Below are 18,106 nucleotides of genomic sequence, written 5' to 3' on the forward strand. Positions count from 1 at the left end.
GTCATAAATATCCTTTAAAAGATACTTTTGCAACTAAAGCAAATTGCTATTTTTGCCCATGCATAACAACGTACTCATCCTAGACTTTGGTTCCCAGTATACTCAATTGATCGCAAGGCGCGTGAGGGAACTCAACATTTACTCGGAAATTAAGCCATACAACAAGTTGCCCGAAAACTTATCGTACTACAAGGCAGTGATCCTATCGGGATCGCCATCTTCAGTTCGGTCGGATAAGGCTCCGCACCCGGATCTATCCCAAATAAAAGGTAAGTTGCCACTGCTCGGTATCTGTTACGGGGCGCAATATTTGTCGCACTTTCATGGTGGTAATGTTGCCCCATCGGCAACCCGCGAATACGGAAGGGCCAATCTGTCCTACGTGAAGAAAAATGAAGAATTTTTACAGGGTTTGGGCGAAGGAAGCCAAGTGTGGATGAGCCATAGCGATACCATTAAGGAACTGCCCGAAGGAGCTGTTCGCTTGGCAAGTACCCACGATGTGGAGAATGCCGCTTACAGGATAGATGGTGAAAGAACCTATGGGATTCAATTTCACCCCGAAGTATACCATACCACCGATGGCAAAAGACTGTTGGAAAACTTTTTGGTGAACATTGCAGGTCTGGAACAGGATTGGACCCCGGATGCTTTCGTGGAAACAGCCGTTGAAGAATTAAAAAAAGAGATAGGGGACGAAAAAGTGATTTTGGGTCTTTCTGGAGGAGTGGATTCCAGCGTAGCAGCCATGTTGCTCCACAAAGCCATTGGAGACCACCTTTACTGTATCTTCGTGAACAACGGTCTTTTGCGCAAAAATGAGTTCGAGAGCGTTCTGGACCAATACAAGCACATGGGACTGAACGTTAAGGGCGTCGATGCTTCGGCACGTTTTTTGGATGCCTTGAAAGGTGAGTCCGACCCGGAAGGAAAAAGAAAGATCATAGGAAGGGTTTTTATCGAGGTTTTCGATGACGAATCCCACCAAGTGGAAAATGCAAAATGGTTGGCCCAAGGCACCATTTATCCGGATAGAATTGAATCCGTTTCAGCTAGTGGAGGGCCATCAGCAGTGATAAAAAGTCACCACAATGTCGGAGGATTGCCCGATTATATGAAATTGAAAGTAGTGGAGCCCTTGAAAATGCTGTTTAAGGATGAGGTAAGGAGAGTAGGGGCCAGTATGGATATGCCCGCGGAAATTTTGGGAAGGCATCCGTTCCCCGGACCTGGTCTTGGAATCCGTATCTTGGGGGACATAACCCCGGAAAAAGTGACTATTTTGCAAGAAGTGGATGCCATTTTTGTTGAGGGATTGAAAAAATGGGGACTTTATGACAAGGTCTGGCAGGCCGGAGCCATGCTTTTGCCCGTAGATAGTGTAGGAGTTATGGGAGATGAGCGTACCTATGAAAAATGTGTGGCGCTCAGAGCGGTGGAAAGTACCGATGGTATGACGGCCGATTGGGTAAATTTGCCCTATGAATTCCTGCAAAAGACCTCGAATGATATAATAAACAAGGTTAAAGGCGTTAATAGAGTGGTGTATGACATTAGCTCAAAACCACCGGCAACTATAGAATGGGAATGAAAAAAAATATTTTACGACTGGTTTTTACCGTGGTCTTTTTATTGGCCATGGTACCGGTCTCTGCACAAAACTATGCAACACATGCCGTAAAGGAGGGGGAGACCCTTAAGAGTATATCCCAAAAATACAGGGTAACTCCGTACAGCATATTACAGGCCAACAAGGAAATTAAAAGTGCTTCCGACGTAAAGGTGAACACTATCCTTATTATTCCATTGAGCGTGAAACCGTTTGAGGAAAAGAAAGTGGTCAAGGAGGAAGAACACCAGAAGGAAGAAATCAAACCAATCCGTTTTACCCGCCATCGGGTGCGCAGAAAGGAAACACTTTTCGGCCTGACCCAGAAATACAACATTACTGAAGAGCAACTCAAAAGGTACAATACCAGGTTATATTCAGAAGTTCTGGACAAGGGTATGGTGCTTCAAATTCCGGTATTCCCAGAGGTTGACCCCGAAGAGGAAAAAGAATTGGATTTTGAGGTCTATACCGTTCAACCCAAAGAAACCCGATGGAGCATCGCCCATAAATATGGAATAAGCGTAGACAGTCTGTTGGTACTGAACCCAAAACTGGACAAGAACACCAATTATTTGGCCGCAGGGGAAGAACTTAAATTGCCTCGGCCGAAAGGGGACAGTCTTAAGGAACAAAAAACGGAAATCTTTACATCTTATACCGTTCCACCAAAAATGACCCTTTACAGTTTGGGCAGGGAATACGGTATTCCTACGGATTCCATCGTAAGGTTGAACCCAGAGATCATGAAACAGGGCGGACTTAAGGAAGGCATGGTAGTCCGACTTCCTAAAAAGAAGGATAAAGAAGGAATTGTGAATACCGATAACTTTATCTTCTACGAAGTAAAGCCCAAACAGAACATTTTTAGAATCACCCAAAATCTTAAAATTACGCGTGATGACCTGTTCCGGTTGAACCCCGCACTGGAAAATGGGCTTAAAGCTGGAATGGTGCTAAAATTGCCCAAAGAAAAGGCTGGCGAATTAGAGGTGAAGAATGCACTGGTATTGGACAAGATCAATTTGGTGGACAGCATCAATGTGGAGAATAGACCCAAATTGGTGTTTATGCTTCCCTTTAGATTGGACAAGGTAAATGTCGCCGACACAGAAAAAGCCGAGGAGCTTATAAAAAACCGCAGGGACCTGGCCCTGAGCCTTGGTTTTTACACCGGGGCCATGGTGGCATTGGATTCTATCAAAAAATTAGGAGTATCGGTCGATGTAAAGACGTATGACACCCAGTTGGATCAGGCCAAAGTCAAAGAAATTTTGTTCAGGGAGAACCTCAACGGGGTGGATGCCATCATAGGCCCATTGGCGGCAGGCCCTTTGGATGAAGTAGCCGTGCAGGCATCTGCAAAAAATATACCCGTGATAGCACCTATTTCCTCCGACAGTAAATTGAGCCATGGCAATGTGTTCTTCTCAGTGCCCACGGACGCCATTCTTAGGGATAAAATGCTATCCTACGTAGAAAAAATACATAAGAACGAGAATATCATAATTATTGCAGACTCTACGCATCAAGTGGCGCACGATTCCATTTTGAGCAAGTTTCCTTCGGCCCGGATAGCCAAGGTAATCGACAACAAATCTTTGCATCTGGATGAATTTTTGATACAACTTTCAGAGGACAATGAAAACTGGGTCTTTTTGGAAACAGACCAACCGAACATGGTGGCCAGTGTCACATCCATTTTAAATTCTGCGAACACCGCTGCGATGAACTCCGAAGGAGAAAGGCTGATCAAGGTGCGTATGTTCACCACAAACTACAACGCTGCCTTTGATGACGATGCCGTGTCGAGGACACATTTGTCCAACCTTAAGTTCACGTACCCTTCTATAAACAGGGAATCGGACAATGATTCCTTCACTAGGGCATATATGAAAAAGTACAATGGGGTTTTCCCCGATAGGTATGCCGTACGAGGGTTCGACCTTACCATGGATGTATTGTTGAAGCTAGCCTACAAGAACAATCTTTTTGAAACATCAAAATATATAGGTCTTACCGAATACGCCGGAAACGGTTTCGATTATTTGAATGATTGGACCTCGGGCTATTTCAATAGAGCATCTTTTATCATGGAGTACGATAACCTACAAATTAAAGAAGTAAAGCCAAAGGATGACTTCAAAAGTAACCTATAACGGAAACCTGCGCACCACATGCGTACACCTGCGTTCCGGAAACGAGTATATTACCGATGCCCCGGTGGACAACAATGGCAAGGGCGAAGCGTTTTCTCCAACCGATACCGTGGCCACCGGACTAGCTAATTGCATGATGACCATGATGGGCATCAAGGCAAGGGATTTGGAAATAGATCTAACAGGGTCGACCGCTGAGGTGACCAAGCACATGGCCGCGAATCCACGGAGGATTTCCAAGATCGAGGTCAAGTTTGAACTACCGGCATCAGTGTCCGAAAAGAACCGTAAGATATTGGTGCATACCGCCAACACCTGTCCGGTACATTACAGTTTGCATCCTGATATTGAAAAAGTAATCGATTTCAATTGGGTAAAGTAATCATTTTAGGGATCATTATACTTCTTGGTTTTTTGGGCTTTTCGCAAGAAATCGAGGAAGTTGTTCCATGGAATGAAAACAAGCGCCTTAATTGGTCGGATTTTAAGGGAAAAGTGCCTCCGGCAGAAGAATCTGCGGCAACCACAGCAAGCGGTATCAGTTACTCGTACTCTGCCAATCTTTTGCATCATGAGGTGAAGCTGGATTTTGAGGTGAACGCCTATTTTTACCCGAACGAATCTTGGTACAAGCCCGAACTGTGCAACGAAAACACCTTGGCGCACGAGCGTCTTCACTTTGACATTACGGAACTTTTTGCCAGAAAAATGCGTGAAAAACTTCGCCGTACCTCCTTCTCGGATGATGTAAAGGCCGAGGTCAGAAAAATCTATACCGATATTTTAAGGGAGCTGCAGGACTATCAGGAAAAGTATGACTGGCAGACCAATTTTTCCCGGAACAGGGAAAAACAAGCGGAATGGAACCAAAAAATTGCGAGTGCGCTTAAAAATGAAAGTTCATATTGAACTTGTGCTTGATTTCATCATTTAATTTCTTGATCAACCCTTTTTTTCAATTTACGCCCGTTTTCCGCGACAGTTTTGGCCATACGCCTGGTTCGGTACCCGTACGTGAGTTCGTGATCGATAAGTTGGCGAAACTTTATGGTTTTCAATTCCTCCAAAAATTCACCAATGTCATAGGTGTTGACATAGCTGGGATTGTCATTGTCGAAAGGGCGAATGGAATTTATATAATTGCCATATTCCGTATTGTACCTTTTGGATAGCTCCGCTTGTACTTTCATGTCGGTGTAGAACTCGGACAACCCCTTTCTTAAGCTATCGTTACTGATCAAACGCAAATTACCTGTACTTACAAGTTCTTGATACGCCTCATCATCTACCAGATAAAAACCACTGAATGATGCAGCTCCTTTTGCAATGGTATTGATAAAATGAATGGTATCTACAATGGTATAGGGTGCCTCTATATATTTTTTTGCAAAAAGTAGATTCTCAATTTTTTCGTCAAATTGGTCCACATAAATGCGCTGTGTATTAAAAATTAAATTTTCCAGATCGGCCGAAATGGAAATAAGATAATCTTGCTCTAGGTCTGCATTTTTCCGTCCCTCATTCCAATTATTGATTTGCAGTGCTATCAAAATTCCAATCACCACCAAAATGATTTCACCAAAAGCATATAGCAGGTATTTGCTGATTTTATTCCCGGAAATCAATTGTTCCCTGATTCTTCTAAAAAAGGTGAGCATGTAGAGGTTGGTTGATATTTATGTATTAAAACTACGATTAATTATGGTTTGCGTCCATAAAAATCCATCTTCCACCCCAACGATTTTATCATTCCAGATAATGGTTCTTTCACAATTTATTTGTTTCTCTCCAGTTAGTGAGACCAACCTTCAGTATGCTTAGCAATCTTTTTTAAGATACTGTCAAATAAATATGTGTAGCTTCCTTCACTGTCCAAGGTCTTTAGTTGGTTAATGATGAAATAGAGTTCATCTTGGATGTATTTGTCGTTTTTTCCATAGTTCCAGATGGGGAGGATACATTTCTCGAACAGCTCTTTGAACGTTGATGAAGGTCTATATATTCTTGGGGTTCCTTCATCATCATGTATGGTTTCCGGGAGTTTATGGGTCATCTTAAAGTAAAATAGGTCCGAAAGTGCATGCAATGCGATCACTGCGGTTCCAGGGTCATTAATGCCAGGGCTCAATGCTTTTATGGCTACTTCGCTCAGTTGTGTAAAACCATAATCGGAATTTCTTTCAACAGGTTGTCCGTCATAAAAATCAACTGTGGAGAGGATGATTTTGATATCATCATCATCAAGGCTTTCCTTCCCATAAATTTCCATGAAAACAGCATTTTTTAAAACGTAGGTGGTAGGTTTGAAAAGAAAATTGGCATGTAAGTTTTGATCCGTCATCAACTGCAATAATTTTTTTTCGTCAAAACTTTGAAAATAGTTTGATGCTGGGGACTTTAATTCAATCTTTGGCAACGTTTCCCAATTCGGTCTTTGCGTTTGGCCCTTTTCGAATTTGGATTCCATGGACTCCATCACTTTGTTCTGCAAGCGACCAATAACGGTCTCGTAACGCACGGTTTTGGTAACATAGTCCAAAAAATAAATGAAGAGGAAAATATCGATGACCGTCAACAAAATCAGTACGTAGACACTCAGCGAAGGCACTGTAATACCACTACTGTTATCCCGAATGGTACTGAGGAGCAATAATGCGTACACAATGGTGCCAATATAAAAGCCAAGGATCAACTGCTGAAAGCGGTTCTCGATCATTCCATGCAGCACCCGATTGCTCATTTGTGAAGCCGCCTGGTTCAGTACGATCATCACCATGGAAAAACTGAACACCGTCAATGAGATTATTGCAGCTGCCACAGTGGAAACAAGTGATCTGGCCGTGCTGGCATCCTTAATTCTCAACCAACTAAAATCAGCTTTTAAATTTTGGCCCCATTCCGAAAAATCAACAGCCAACAAAATCCATATCAGCAAAAGAAAAGCAAGGGCGCTAATTCCAGGAATAAAGGCAATGCTCCCTGTAACCTTGTTGTAATATATACGTATCCATTTGCTTATGGGTATTATCATTTTAAAACATTAAGACGGTTAAACGAATACGTACCTGCAGTACTATTTTAAAAGCTTTTCTTGAGTGGGAGCCAATTGATCCTATCCGCAAAATTTAAATATCACACCGCATAAACCCATCTTTGAGCGCCGCGATTTTATCCTCCCAGGTCACAATAAATTCTTGGGCCACGTAGCCCTTGAATCCCGTTGCATGGATGGCCTTGATAATGGCCGGATAGTAAAGCTCTTGGGTCTCATCGATTTCGTGCCTGCCAGGAACACCGGCAGTGTGGTAATGCCCAAAATACGGGTGGTAGTTCTGTATGCTTCGGATAATATCACCTTCCTGGATCTGCATGTGGTAGATATCGAACAACAATTTAAAATTATCGCTGCCCAAGTGTTTGCAGAGTTCTACGCCCCAAAGCGAATTGTCGCACATATAATCGGGGTGGTTCACTTGGTTAAAGAGCTCCATCTGGATCACGACACCGTGTTTCTCGGCCAAGGGCATGATCTGCGATAGCCCGTCCACACAGTTTTGCAATCCCACATAATCGTTCATGCCATCACGGTTTCCACTAAAACAGATAAGATTGGTATAACCGGCCTCGGCCACTTTCGGAATCATTTCTGTGTAGTTTTTAATGAGCTGCTCGTGGTATTTGGGATTGTTCCAACCCTTGTCCAGACCAATTTCGGCACCATTGCACATGGAACAATGGATATCGTACTTCTTCAATATGGGCCATCTATCCGGCCCGACCAAATCAATGGCCTTAACACCCAATTCGTTTAAGGTCTTTAAGAAATCCTCAAGGGGAATATCGTTAAAACACCATTCGCATACACTATGGTTAATGTTTCCCTTGAGTTTAAATTCTTTGGATTGCCCTTGATCAGAGGTCATGGCAGATACGGAGGCCAGTCCTGCCGACCCGACCGCGGCGGTGGCGATAAAATTTCTACGTTTCATTATGAGGATTTGTTATCGGAAAGATAGTATTTTAGACCTATATATGGAAATGCGCCCGGATACCGAACAGCTTTTGGAGCTTGCACATTACAAAATGCCCTTTGGTAAGTTCAAGGGGCGCTATCTGGTGGATCTTCCCTTGCCCTATCTGGTCTGGTTCCGCCAAAAAGGTTTTCCCGAAGGGAAATTGGGCAACTACCTCAATACCATGTTGACCATTAAGGACAACAACCTGGAGCCCCTTATTAGAAAACTGCAAAAAGATTTTCCTCGTAAATCTTCCTGATTTTTCTTCGGCAATTAGTAACTTTACGCCCCGTAATAGAAAGATCAATATGTCAGATACCAAGTACATTTTCGTTACGGGAGGCGTTACTTCTTCCTTGGGTAAAGGAATTATCGCCGCATCCTTGGCTAAACTACTACAGGCCAGGGGATACCGGACCACCATACAAAAATTAGATCCATATATCAATGTAGATCCGGGAACACTGAATCCGTACGAGCATGGCGAATGTTATGTGACCGATGATGGCGCCGAAACCGACTTGGACCTTGGACATTACGAACGATTTTTGAACGTACGCACTTCCCAGGCCAATAATGTGACCACCGGACGAATTTACCAAAGCGTCATAGAAAAGGAACGCCGGGGCGAATTTTTGGGCAAGACCGTGCAAGTTGTACCGCACATCACCAATGAGATCAAGGAGCGTGTCCAAATTTTGGGAAATAGCGGGGATTACGACATTATCATCACCGAAATCGGTGGTACGGTAGGGGATATTGAATCCTTACCTTATATAGAAGCTGTAAGACAATTGCTTTGGGAGCTGGGCGAGCACAATGGAATCGTTATCCATCTGACCTTGGTGCCATTTTTGTCAGCTGCCGGGGAGTTAAAGACCAAGCCCACGCAGCACTCCGTTAAAACATTGATGGAAAGCGGAATTAAGGCCGATATTTTAGTTTGCCGAACAGAGCATGAGATTTCTGAGGATATCAAGGAAAAATTGGCCCTTTTCTGCAACGTGCGGAAGGAAGCCGTAATCCAATCCATAGATGCATCCACGATTTACGATGTGCCCTTGATGATGCAGGAAGAAGGACTGGATAAGGTCACTTTGGAAAAATTGGCCTTGCCCAACGATACCGAACCCAATCTAGATCAATGGAAAGGGTTCTTGAAAAGACACAAAAATCCAAAGGATAAAGTCGTCATAGGATTGATAGGTAAATATGTGGAGCTTCCCGATTCCTATAAATCCATTCAAGAAGCATTTATCCATGCGGGCGCTGCCAACGAAGTGGATGTTGAGGTAAAATCCATTCACTCCGAACACTTGTCCGAAAAGAACATTGTGAACAAGCTAAAAGGGTTGGACGGTATTCTGGTCGCTCCCGGTTTTGGGGAAAGAGGGATTGAAGGCAAGGTGACAGCAGTTAAATATGCACGGGAGAACAACATTCCTTTTCTGGGCATATGTTTGGGTATGCAGATGGCCGTAATCGAATTTGCAAGAACCGTCCTTGGCCTGGAAAAGGCCAATTCCACCGAAATGAACAAAGAAACCCCGGACCCCGTGATAAGCTTGATGGAAGAACAAAAATCCATTACCGACATGGGCGGAACCATGCGTTTGGGTTCTTGGGACTGCCATTTAAAAGAGGACAGCTTGGTAAAGGAGGTCTATGGTTCTACCGATATCGAGGAACGCCACAGGCACCGGTACGAATTCAACAATAAATACAAGGAACAAATGGAAGAGGCCGGTTTGGTGGCCTCCGGGTTCAACCCCAAGACCGGTCTTGTGGAGGTCGTGGAAATACCATCCCACCCTTGGTTTATCGGAGTGCAGTACCATCCGGAATACAAGAGTACAGTGGCAAGTCCACATCCTTTGTTTGTGGGGTTCGTTAAGGCCGTTTTGGACCAAAAGCAAAAACAAAACAATGCCAGTTTGGCATAAAACGCAGTTTTGGGCATATATTTGCCATCTGGATTACCAATAAATATTTCTACTAAATAATATTCATGGAAGAAAAGAAGCTGGATATTAAATCCGTTATTGGATTTGTACTGATTTTTGGAATACTGATTTTCATGTTCTACCAAAATCAGCCTACACCAGAAGAGCTAGAAGCACAAAAAGCAGAGCGGGCAAAAGTTGAAGCCGAGGAAAACAAGGTCGAGGAAGCGACCAAAACGGCACCCATCAAAGAGACCAAAACCGTAGACCTTACCGATTCCACTGCGGTGGCACAGTACAAGAACAACGTTGGCGCATTTGGTTACACCACAACTTCCGAAGGAACCACTATATTGGAAAATGAGGTATTGAGACTGGAAGTTTCCAACCAAGGGGGGCAAATTGTTGAGGCCAAGATGAAGAATTTTGTGACCCACGATTCAGTTCCGGTATATTTGGTGAAAGATGGCAATGCCAATTTTGCGTTGAGCTTCACTACAACGGACAATAGGGTCCTTAGTACGACAGACCTGTTTTTTGAACCATCCCTTACAAAAAGCGGGGACAATCAGGTGCTTTCCATGAAGGCCAAAGTGGCGGACAACCAGTTCTTGGAATATCGCTATGAAATGAAGCCGAATGAGTATTTGGTGGACTTTACGGTTCGTTCACAAGGATTGAGCGGTGTATTCAATACAAGCAAGCCCGTTACCTTGGAATGGGACCTAAAAGGTATCCGACATGATCAGAGTATCCAGTACGAAAATAGATATACCCGCCTAACATACAATCATGATGACGGGGATATCAGCAAGTTATCCGAGAGCAGCGATTTTGATGAGGAAACGGAAGTGGATATAAAATGGCTATCGTACCGTCAACACTTTTTTAGCTCTATTTTAGCTACGGACGATCACTTTAAAACTGCCGATCTTACCTCCACCAACTTGGTAGAGGAAGAAAGTAAAGAACTTCTTTTTACCAAAGAGTACACCACCCGCGCTCCCTTGGAACTGCAAGGAGGTGAACTATCACAGAACATGTACTGGTATTATGGCCCCACGGATGTTAAAATACTGGACGATTACCAAGATTTGGGCCTAGCGGACTCCATTCCATTTGGTTGGGGAATTTTTGGATGGATCAACAGGTACATATTTACGCCCTTTTACACTTTCTTGAGTTCGTTCCTTCCCTATGGAATCGCCATCGTTATCATGACCATATTGGTACGTTTGGCACTTTCTCCGGTGACCTATAAATCGTATCTGTCCCAGGCGAAAATGAAGGTATTGAAGCCCGAGATTACCGAAATCAATGAAAAGTACAAGGACAATGCCATGAAAAAGCAGCAGGAGACCATGAAGCTCTACAACAAGGCTGGGGTAAGCCCAATGAGCGGCTGTATACCGGCACTGTTGCAATTGCCGATTTTCTACGCACTGTTCATGTTCTTCCCCACATCTTTTGCATTGCGGCAAAAATCCTTCTTATGGGCAGAGGATTTATCCTCTTACGACACCATATTTGAACTGCCGTTCACCATACCTTTTTATGGTGACCACGTATCATTGTTCCCGATTTTGGCTTCCATCGCTATTTTCTTCTACATGCAGATGACCACGGGTCAGAGCATGCAGATGCAACAACAGCCGGGTATGCCGAACATGAAGTTTATTATGTACCTATCGCCCATTATGATGTTGTTCTTCTTTAACAATTATGCGAGTGGATTGAGTTTGTACTACTTCATCTCCAACTTGATTACCATCTTTATAATGTTGGCCATTAAGAACTATATTTTGGACGAGGATAAAATCCATGCCCAGATTCAGGAGAACAAGAAAAAGCCCAAAAAGGAAAACAAGTTCCAGCGTAAGATGCGGGAGATGATGGAGCAGGCCGAGGAGCAGAAGAAGTCTGGAAAAAGATAATAGGTAAACTACACAGGATATTTTTCTTTAAAAAACAAAAAAACTCCCTCAAGATGTCTTGGGGGAGTTTTCATTTACAGGTTTAGTTTGGAAAGATTTGGGACTCCAAAGATGGGAGATTACTTACATTCTAAAAATTAAAAGTTGTAAAACCCGTTGTTTCTGTGGGTAAACAATACCTCTTTGATGTGTCATCGATGAACGGTAAATAGATGTCGATAAAAAGCCCCCTCAAAATTAATTGAGGGGGCTTTTATGCACTATTTATGAATCAAAATTTAATTAGTCGTATCTGGAATCAAAACAGTATCCACAACGTGGATTACACCATTGATGGCCTGAACATCCACAAAGTCGATTCCAATTCCTGTGTTTCCTGCACCATCGGTTATATCGGCAATATTTTCACCTGTTCCTGGTAGATTTATAGTAATCATGTCACCTTCCAGAGTAGTTGCCGTAGCACCATCGCTCAAGTCACCAGAACGTACATTGGCTCCTGCCACAACATGGTGTTGTAGTATCGGTATCAAATCAGCTTCTGCAGGAATACTTGACAGAGCGGCAAAAGCATCGTTGGTAGGAGCGAATACGGTAAATGGATCGCTACCTGCTCCATCTTGAGCGGACAATACACTTACAAAATCAGTGCTTGGTGTCAATTCGGTCAATGCTTGTACCAAAGTGGAGAAATTAGGATCTGCTGCAGCAAACGTTACCACAGTTGGTAAGTCGATTACGGCATCCACAGTATGAATAACTCCATTGGTGGCCACAATGTCTGGCATAACTACACTACTTGTTCCGTTTAAGGTTACACCATCATCATCTGCATTTACATATAAACTTATATTCTCATCTGCTGCAAACTCAGCTTCAGTATTCACATAAGTGGTCGTCAAATCTGAACGGTATAGAGCAGCTCCCATCACTACGTGATTTGCTAATACCGCATTGATATCATTTGAATTCGGGTTCGTAAATGCGCTGAAAGCATCGTTTCCAGGAGCAAATACGGTGAAAGTTTCTGCTTCATTGGAAAGTAAATCTGTAAAGGTTGTGTTTCCACCGTCAGTAAGTGCACCTACCAAAGAAGATAGTCCAGGATTGGCCACAGCATGGTCCACAATATTGGGAACATCAATAACAGCATCCACCACATGTACGATTCCGTTAAGCGCCTTAACATCTGGGGTTACAACTGTGGAAGTGCCATTAAAAGTTACATCACCAGTAGCATCAAAATATAAGCTCATATTTCGCTCGCCTGCGCCGAGAGCCAATGTACTGGTGTAACCTGCTCCAAGTCCAACCAAATCTTCGGAAGTCACTTCTCCACTTATCACGTGGTTCAGCAATACGTTGGTCAGTACATCAACAGGAACATCTTCCAAGGCTGCACCATCAAGGAACGTTTCAAACGCTGTATCCGTTGGGGCCAAGACAGTATAGGGTCCGGCACCGCGAAGAACGGTTGGCAAATCACCATTGGCAGCCTGTAATGCAGCGACCAAGCTTTGTAAATTTTCATTGGCTATGGCCAAATCGGTAATCGGCACTAAAATAATATCGGCCAACTCATCCAAAATGGCTTGTGGCAGCAATACTTTATCTATAATATGTACCACACCATTGGAAGTTTCAATATCCGCAGTGGTCACTTCAGCGGCCACATCCGTTGCGTCTTGGATAAATACTCCTCCTTCTGTTGATACTTGCAAAGTGGAGCCTTGTACGGTTGTCAAGCTCATTCCATTGCTCAAGTCAGTTGATAATGCTTCCTGTCCCACCACATGATAGGTAAGGATTACTGCTAGCAAATCTTGCAGTTGCTCTGTGTTGAAATCATCGAGGGAATCAAATCCATCAAGTTGGGCCAATAAATCGTTGAAAGCTTGATTGGTCGGTGCGAACACGGTAAACGAACCTTCACCACTCAAGGTAGCTACCAAATCGTTGTTTGCACTCTCATCCGCCTTCTGAAGCGCAGCGACCAAAGTGCTCAATTCTGCCGTGGCTTGGGCAGCACCTACAATGGTTACTTCGTTCTCTGGCGGCATGGGCCCGTTGTCGTCATTGGAGCACGACGTGAATCCAATCAATAGGAGTAATAATGTAAGTCGGGTTAAAATTGTCAGTGTTTTCATTTCGGAGATTTGTTTTGTTTAACATTTTAAAGTTATAAGTAAACAAAATAAATACAATGTTGTTTAACATTTTAGCTTAAAACTTTAACAAAATTAAAATTTCGATAACTTTTGATTTACAGATTGGACACTTTCGCTTTAAGACATAATTATGTTTTAAGTGCGCATCAATTTGTATTTTTGTACCCTTAAAACATTGCCATGAAAAAGGTTGTTGTAGGACTTTCCGGGGGAGTTGATTCAAGCGTAGCCGCCTATTTGCTCAAAGAGCAGGGGTACGAGGTTATCGGTCTGTTCATGAAGAACTGGCATGATGATTCCGTTACCATTTCCGAAGAGTGCCCTTGGCTGGAGGATAGCAATGACGCCCTCATCGTGGCCGAAAAGCTGGGCATTCCTTTCCAAACGGTGGATTTGAGCACCGAGTACAAAGAACGGATCGTGGATTATATGTTCAACGAGTACGAAAGGGGCAGAACCCCCAATCCCGATGTGCTCTGCAACCGCGAGATCAAGTTTGATGTTTTCATGAAAATCGCCCTGCAATTAGGGGCCGATTACGTGGCAACTGGCCATTATTGTAGAAAGGGAACCATACAAAATGAAGATGGGACCGAAACTTATCAATTATTGGCCGGAAAAGATCCCAACAAAGATCAATCCTATTTCCTTTGCCAACTCTCGCAGGAACAGTTGGCCAAGACCTTGTTTCCCATAGGCGAACTGTTAAAGCCGGAAGTAAGAAAAATTGCTGCTGAGAACAATTTGATCACGGCGGACAAAAAAGATTCCCAAGGCTTGTGTTTTGTGGGCAAAGTACATCTGCCAGAATTCTTGCAACAAAAATTAAAGCCCAAAAAAGGGGTGATTGTGGAAGTGCCGAGCAATGCCGCTCAATTTTCCAATGCCGTTCCCGAATTTCAGAACGAAAGGGAAAAACTGTTTTTCCAAGCAGAAAAGCCTGTTTACTCAGAGACTGATGGAAAAGTGGTAGGGGAGCATCAAGGCGCTCACTATTTTACCATAGGCCAACGCAAGGGCCTGAATGTGGGCGGAACCAAGGAACCCTTGTTCGTGATCGATACCGATGTGGATAAGAACATTATTTACACGGGACAAGGGAAAACACATCCCGGTCTTTTACGAAACACCCTCTTTATCAAGGACGATGAACTCCACTGGGTACGCCCCGATCTTGCTTTGGATGTGGATGGGACCATGGAGGTCAAGGCCCGTATCCGTTACCGTCAACCTTTGCAAACCGCAACCCTCTACAAAGTAGAGAATGGATTGTTCGTTGATTTTAAGGAGAAACAATCAGCCATTACCGAAGGGCAGTTTGCTGCGTGGTACGTTAACGATGAACTGATAGGTTCCGGGGTTATCTCCTAATTCAAATCCTATTTATTTTGATTATTTTGGTGGAAACTTGAACAAGATTTCCATGCAGAACAAAATCACACAACTTTTCGGAATAGAACACCCCATCATCCAGGCAGGGATGGTCTGGGCCAGCGGCTGGCGTTTGGCCTCGGCCGTTTCAAATGCCGGTGGATTGGGCTTGTTGGGAGCGGGAAGCATGTATCCCGAAATTTTGGAAGAGCACATCATCAAATGTAAAAAAGCAACGGATAAACCTTTTGGTGTCAATGTACCCATGCTGTACCCCGACATTGAAAAGTTGATGGACATTATAGTAAAGCACGAAGTCAAGATTGTGTTTACTTCAGCGGGAAATCCGAAAATATGGACCAAATTTTTACAAGATAAGGGAATCACCGTTGTACATGTGGTCAGTAGCGTAAAGTTTGCTTTAAAAGCGCAGGAGGCTGGGGTGGATGCCGTTGTTGCAGAAGGTTTTGAAGCAGGGGGACACAACGGGCGAGACGAGACCACGACCATGGTGCTTATACCTTCGGTCAAAGAAAAAATAGAAATTCCCTTGATAGCAGCCGGAGGAATTGCCACGGGAAGGGCCATGCTGGCGGCCATGGTGCTCGGGGCCGATGCCGTTCAGGTAGGGAGCAGGTTCGTAGCATCCCCGGAAGCATCTTCGCATGAGCTTTTTAAAAAATGGGTGGTGGATGCCAAAGAAGGCGATACGCAATTGACCTTAAAAGAACTAGCGCCGGTCAGGTTACTCAAGAACAAGTTTTTCAATGATGTGCAAGAGGCGTATTCCAAAGGTGCCACCCAAGAAGATTTGAAACGACTCTTGGGCAGGGCCAGGGCCAAAAAAGGCATGTTTGAAGGCGATATGGAAGAAGGCGAACTGGAAATTGGTCAAGTTTCCGGTTTGATTCATAGTATAATGCCTGCTGCTGAAATTGTTGCTGAATTATTGTCCGAGTACCAAAGGGCAAAAGCCGAAATATGCGACAATTAAGGCATTGCACCGATAGTTTGGGCAACTTTTAATATATTTAGCCAGCGCAATGAGAACACTAATCCCCACAATACTCCTTTTTGTGCTCGCATCGCATTGCCATGGGCAAGTGGAGCGGGACAAAGCACTCCATTTTTTGGGAGGCAATCTATTTGGTCTTGCCGGGGCCGGAATTGCCAAGCAAGCCACCGATGGCAACCGTATTTGGACCTTTGTGGGTTCCGTAGCGGGAAGCACCCTTATTGGACTGGCCAAAGAGACCGTAGATGCGGGACAGCGTGAAAATGGATGGGACAACGATGATTTGGCGGCTACTATTCTGGGAGGCGTTACTGTTGGGGTCACTATTGACCTTTTCTCCAAAAAAGATGATAAAAAACGCTTGAGGGGCCATTATTCCCAGCTTGACCTTAAAAAGAAAAATCAATTGCTCCTGCCAAAATCAGAATTTGTGGTATTGGACGGGAAGCTACCATCCTTGAACATCTTGGGGCTCTCCAATCAAGAGTTTTCAAGGTAATCCATTCTGTATGGGTTGGAATTATTTTTGGATTTCGACTGCGCTCAACCTTACATCAATTAAATGATTCCCCTTGCTTTTATTTCCAGATACTTATTGATGGTGTTCACTGTCAGTTCTTCCGGTTTGGTCAAAATGGTCTGGATGCCGTACTTCTGAAGTTCTTTCTGCATCAAGCGTTTTTCCAAAGAAAACTTCTCTGCAATGGTCTTAAGGTAAATGGCCTGTAAATCTTCCGCATCTTCTGCCACAAGTGATTCAAGCTCTGTATTTTCAAAGAAGATGACCACCAATACATGCTTTTTGGCCATCGCCAAAATATAGGGCAGTTGCCTTTTTAATCCGGATATGTGTTCAAAATTAGTGTAGAGTAGTAGAAGACTGCGCTGGTTGACTTTTCGTTTCACATGGGCATACAGCAATCCAAAATCCGAATCGGAGTAATCTGTCGAAATATTGTACAGACTCTCCATAATGGTGTTGAGGTGTGTGATTTTTTGAACAGCCGGCACAAATGTTTCAATCTTTTTGGAAAAGGTGAGCAATCCCGTTTTGTCGTTTCTTTTTAGGGCAACATTGGAAAACGCCAATGCGGAATTGATGGCATAATCCAACAAGCTCAATCCATTGAAGGGCATTTTCATGACCCTTCCCGTATCGATTATGGAATAAATGGGTTGCGAGCGCTCATCCTGGTACTGGTTCACCATCAGTTGGTTCTTTTTGGCCGTGGCCTTCCAGTTGATGGTGCGGACATCGTCTCCCTTGATGTATTCCTTGATCTGTTCAAATTCTTGTGTGTGTCCAATTCGCCTAATCTTTTTAAGCCCGAATTCGGTCAATCGATTGCTTGTGGCCAAAAAATCATACTGCTGCATTTGTATGATGGATGGGTACACGGGAACCATTTGATCCTTCTGGAACACATACTTTCTTTTGATGATGCGTAGGGGAGAGGAGGCAAAAACGATGAGATTGCCAAAAACATATTCCCCACGTTCCACAGGACGGACGGAGTATTCAAAAATTTGGGATTCGCCCTTTTGCAATCGAGTCCTGTGCTCAAAATCCCTCTTTTGAAATTGAACGGGCAGTTCGTCGATAACGCAGACGTCTGTTGCGAAAGGATATTTGGAAGTCAAGTGTACCGATAGGACGTTTTCATCGCTGTTCGATAATTTCTTGGGAAGATTACGATGCGCCATGATGGCGTTCGTGGAGGCATACATCATATAAAGGTCCAAAAAGAAGAATGCCAACAGCAGAAACACCAATAGCCAAGCAATGGGGTAAATCTCTGGTAACCAGTAGGAAAGTACAAAACATCCCGATAGTACGGCGATATACCGAAAGAAAACGTTGTGTATATAAAGGGACCTTAAAAATGCCATG

At 43.7% G+C, this 18,106-nt stretch carries 15 protein-coding genes; 10 read left to right on the plus strand and 5 right to left on the minus strand.

Annotated features, from left to right (window positions below; all coding sequences use genetic code 11):
- The first annotated feature begins 58 nt into the window (after positions 1 to 58).
- From guaA to SD449_RS17495, 4 genes are read left to right on the plus strand one after another with little or no spacing between them, the layout of a single operon-like run.
- Positions 59 to 1,591 carry a glutamine-hydrolyzing GMP synthase gene (gene guaA, locus SD449_RS17480; RefSeq protein ID WP_318312418.1) on the plus strand — a complete coding sequence of 511 codons (1,533 nt, stop codon included), beginning with the start codon at positions 59 to 61 and terminating at the stop codon, positions 1,589 to 1,591.
- A complete protein-coding gene (locus tag SD449_RS17485; RefSeq protein ID WP_318312420.1) occupies positions 1,588 to 3,768 on the plus strand; it encodes a LysM peptidoglycan-binding domain-containing protein in 2,181 nt (726 codons plus the stop codon). The genes guaA and SD449_RS17485 overlap by 4 nt, the downstream gene beginning before the upstream one ends.
- Complete coding sequence (locus SD449_RS17490) at positions 3,746 to 4,150, plus strand: OsmC family protein (RefSeq protein ID WP_318312422.1); 405 nt, start codon at positions 3,746 to 3,748, stop codon at positions 4,148 to 4,150. The genes SD449_RS17485 and SD449_RS17490 overlap by 23 nt, the downstream gene beginning before the upstream one ends.
- The gene (locus SD449_RS17495) at positions 4,138 to 4,677 is read left to right on the plus strand and encodes a DUF922 domain-containing protein (RefSeq protein WP_318312423.1); all 540 of its coding nucleotides are present in this window, start codon (positions 4,138 to 4,140) and stop codon (positions 4,675 to 4,677) included. The genes SD449_RS17490 and SD449_RS17495 overlap by 13 nt, the downstream gene beginning before the upstream one ends.
- Before the next feature lie 17 nt (positions 4,678 to 4,694).
- On the opposite strand, the gene SD449_RS17500 is transcribed toward SD449_RS17495, so the two are convergent.
- The 3 genes from SD449_RS17500 to SD449_RS17510 form a co-directional block, all read right to left on the minus strand.
- The gene (locus SD449_RS17500) at positions 4,695 to 5,426 is read right to left on the minus strand and encodes a DUF6090 family protein (RefSeq protein ID WP_318312424.1); all 732 of its coding nucleotides are present in this window, start codon (positions 5,424 to 5,426) and stop codon (positions 4,695 to 4,697) included.
- Positions 5,427 to 5,560: 134 nt separating this feature from the next.
- A complete protein-coding gene (locus SD449_RS17505) occupies positions 5,561 to 6,799 on the minus strand; it encodes a DUF2254 domain-containing protein (RefSeq protein WP_318312425.1) in 1,239 nt (412 codons plus the stop codon).
- 94 nt (positions 6,800 to 6,893) lie between these two features.
- Positions 6,894 to 7,757: a hydroxypyruvate isomerase family protein gene (locus tag SD449_RS17510; protein WP_318312426.1), complete on the minus strand. Its 864-nt coding sequence runs from the start codon at positions 7,755 to 7,757 to the stop codon at positions 6,894 to 6,896.
- 43 nt (positions 7,758 to 7,800) lie between these two features.
- Here SD449_RS17510 and SD449_RS17515 point away from each other — a divergent pair, with 43 nt between their 5' ends.
- The 3 genes from SD449_RS17515 (at position 7,801) to yidC (ending at position 11,661) form a co-directional block, all read left to right on the plus strand.
- Positions 7,801 to 8,043, plus strand: coding sequence for a DUF3820 family protein (locus SD449_RS17515; protein WP_318312671.1), 243 nt, complete (start codon positions 7,801 to 7,803; stop codon positions 8,041 to 8,043).
- Positions 8,044 to 8,092: 49 nt separating this feature from the next.
- Positions 8,093 to 9,727, plus strand: coding sequence for a CTP synthase (locus SD449_RS17520; RefSeq protein WP_318312428.1), 1,635 nt, complete (start codon positions 8,093 to 8,095; stop codon positions 9,725 to 9,727).
- Positions 9,728 to 9,792: 65 nt separating this feature from the next.
- The gene (gene yidC / locus SD449_RS17525; protein ID WP_318312429.1) at positions 9,793 to 11,661 is read left to right on the plus strand and encodes a membrane protein insertase YidC; all 1,869 of its coding nucleotides are present in this window, start codon (positions 9,793 to 9,795) and stop codon (positions 11,659 to 11,661) included.
- Positions 11,662 to 11,939: 278 nt separating this feature from the next.
- Here yidC and SD449_RS17530 read toward each other — a convergent pair whose 3' ends face one another.
- Positions 11,940 to 13,808 (minus strand): fasciclin domain-containing protein, encoded by a 1,869-nt coding sequence (locus SD449_RS17530; protein WP_318312431.1) that lies wholly within the window; start codon positions 13,806 to 13,808, stop codon positions 11,940 to 11,942.
- 201 nt (positions 13,809 to 14,009) lie between these two features.
- On the opposite strand from SD449_RS17530, the gene mnmA reads away from it, so the two are divergent.
- Genes mnmA through SD449_RS17545 form a run of 3 tightly spaced genes read left to right on the plus strand, consistent with a single transcriptional unit; the run spans position 14,010 to position 16,714 of the window.
- Entirely contained in the window at positions 14,010 to 15,200 is a 1,191-nt protein-coding gene (mnmA, locus tag SD449_RS17535) for a tRNA 2-thiouridine(34) synthase MnmA (protein WP_318312433.1), read from the plus strand.
- Positions 15,201 to 15,252: 52 nt separating this feature from the next.
- On the plus strand, positions 15,253 to 16,194 hold the full coding sequence (locus SD449_RS17540; RefSeq protein ID WP_318312435.1) for an NAD(P)H-dependent flavin oxidoreductase: 942 nt from the start codon (positions 15,253 to 15,255) through the stop codon (positions 16,192 to 16,194).
- 49 nt (positions 16,195 to 16,243) lie between these two features.
- Positions 16,244 to 16,714 carry a hypothetical protein gene (locus SD449_RS17545; protein WP_318312436.1) on the plus strand — a complete coding sequence of 157 codons (471 nt, stop codon included), beginning with the start codon at positions 16,244 to 16,246 and terminating at the stop codon, positions 16,712 to 16,714.
- 59 nt (positions 16,715 to 16,773) lie between these two features.
- Here the strand turns inward: SD449_RS17545 and SD449_RS17550 are convergent, their stop codons facing one another.
- Positions 16,774 to 18,105, minus strand: a complete 1,332-nt coding sequence (locus tag SD449_RS17550; protein WP_318312438.1) for a DUF58 domain-containing protein — start codon at positions 18,103 to 18,105, stop codon at positions 16,774 to 16,776.
- Between the last annotated feature and the right edge of the window lies 1 nt (position 18,106).

It is taken from the genome of Flagellimonas crocea (assembly GCF_033441595.1).
Classification (GTDB): domain Bacteria; phylum Bacteroidota; class Bacteroidia; order Flavobacteriales; family Flavobacteriaceae; genus Flagellimonas; species Flagellimonas crocea.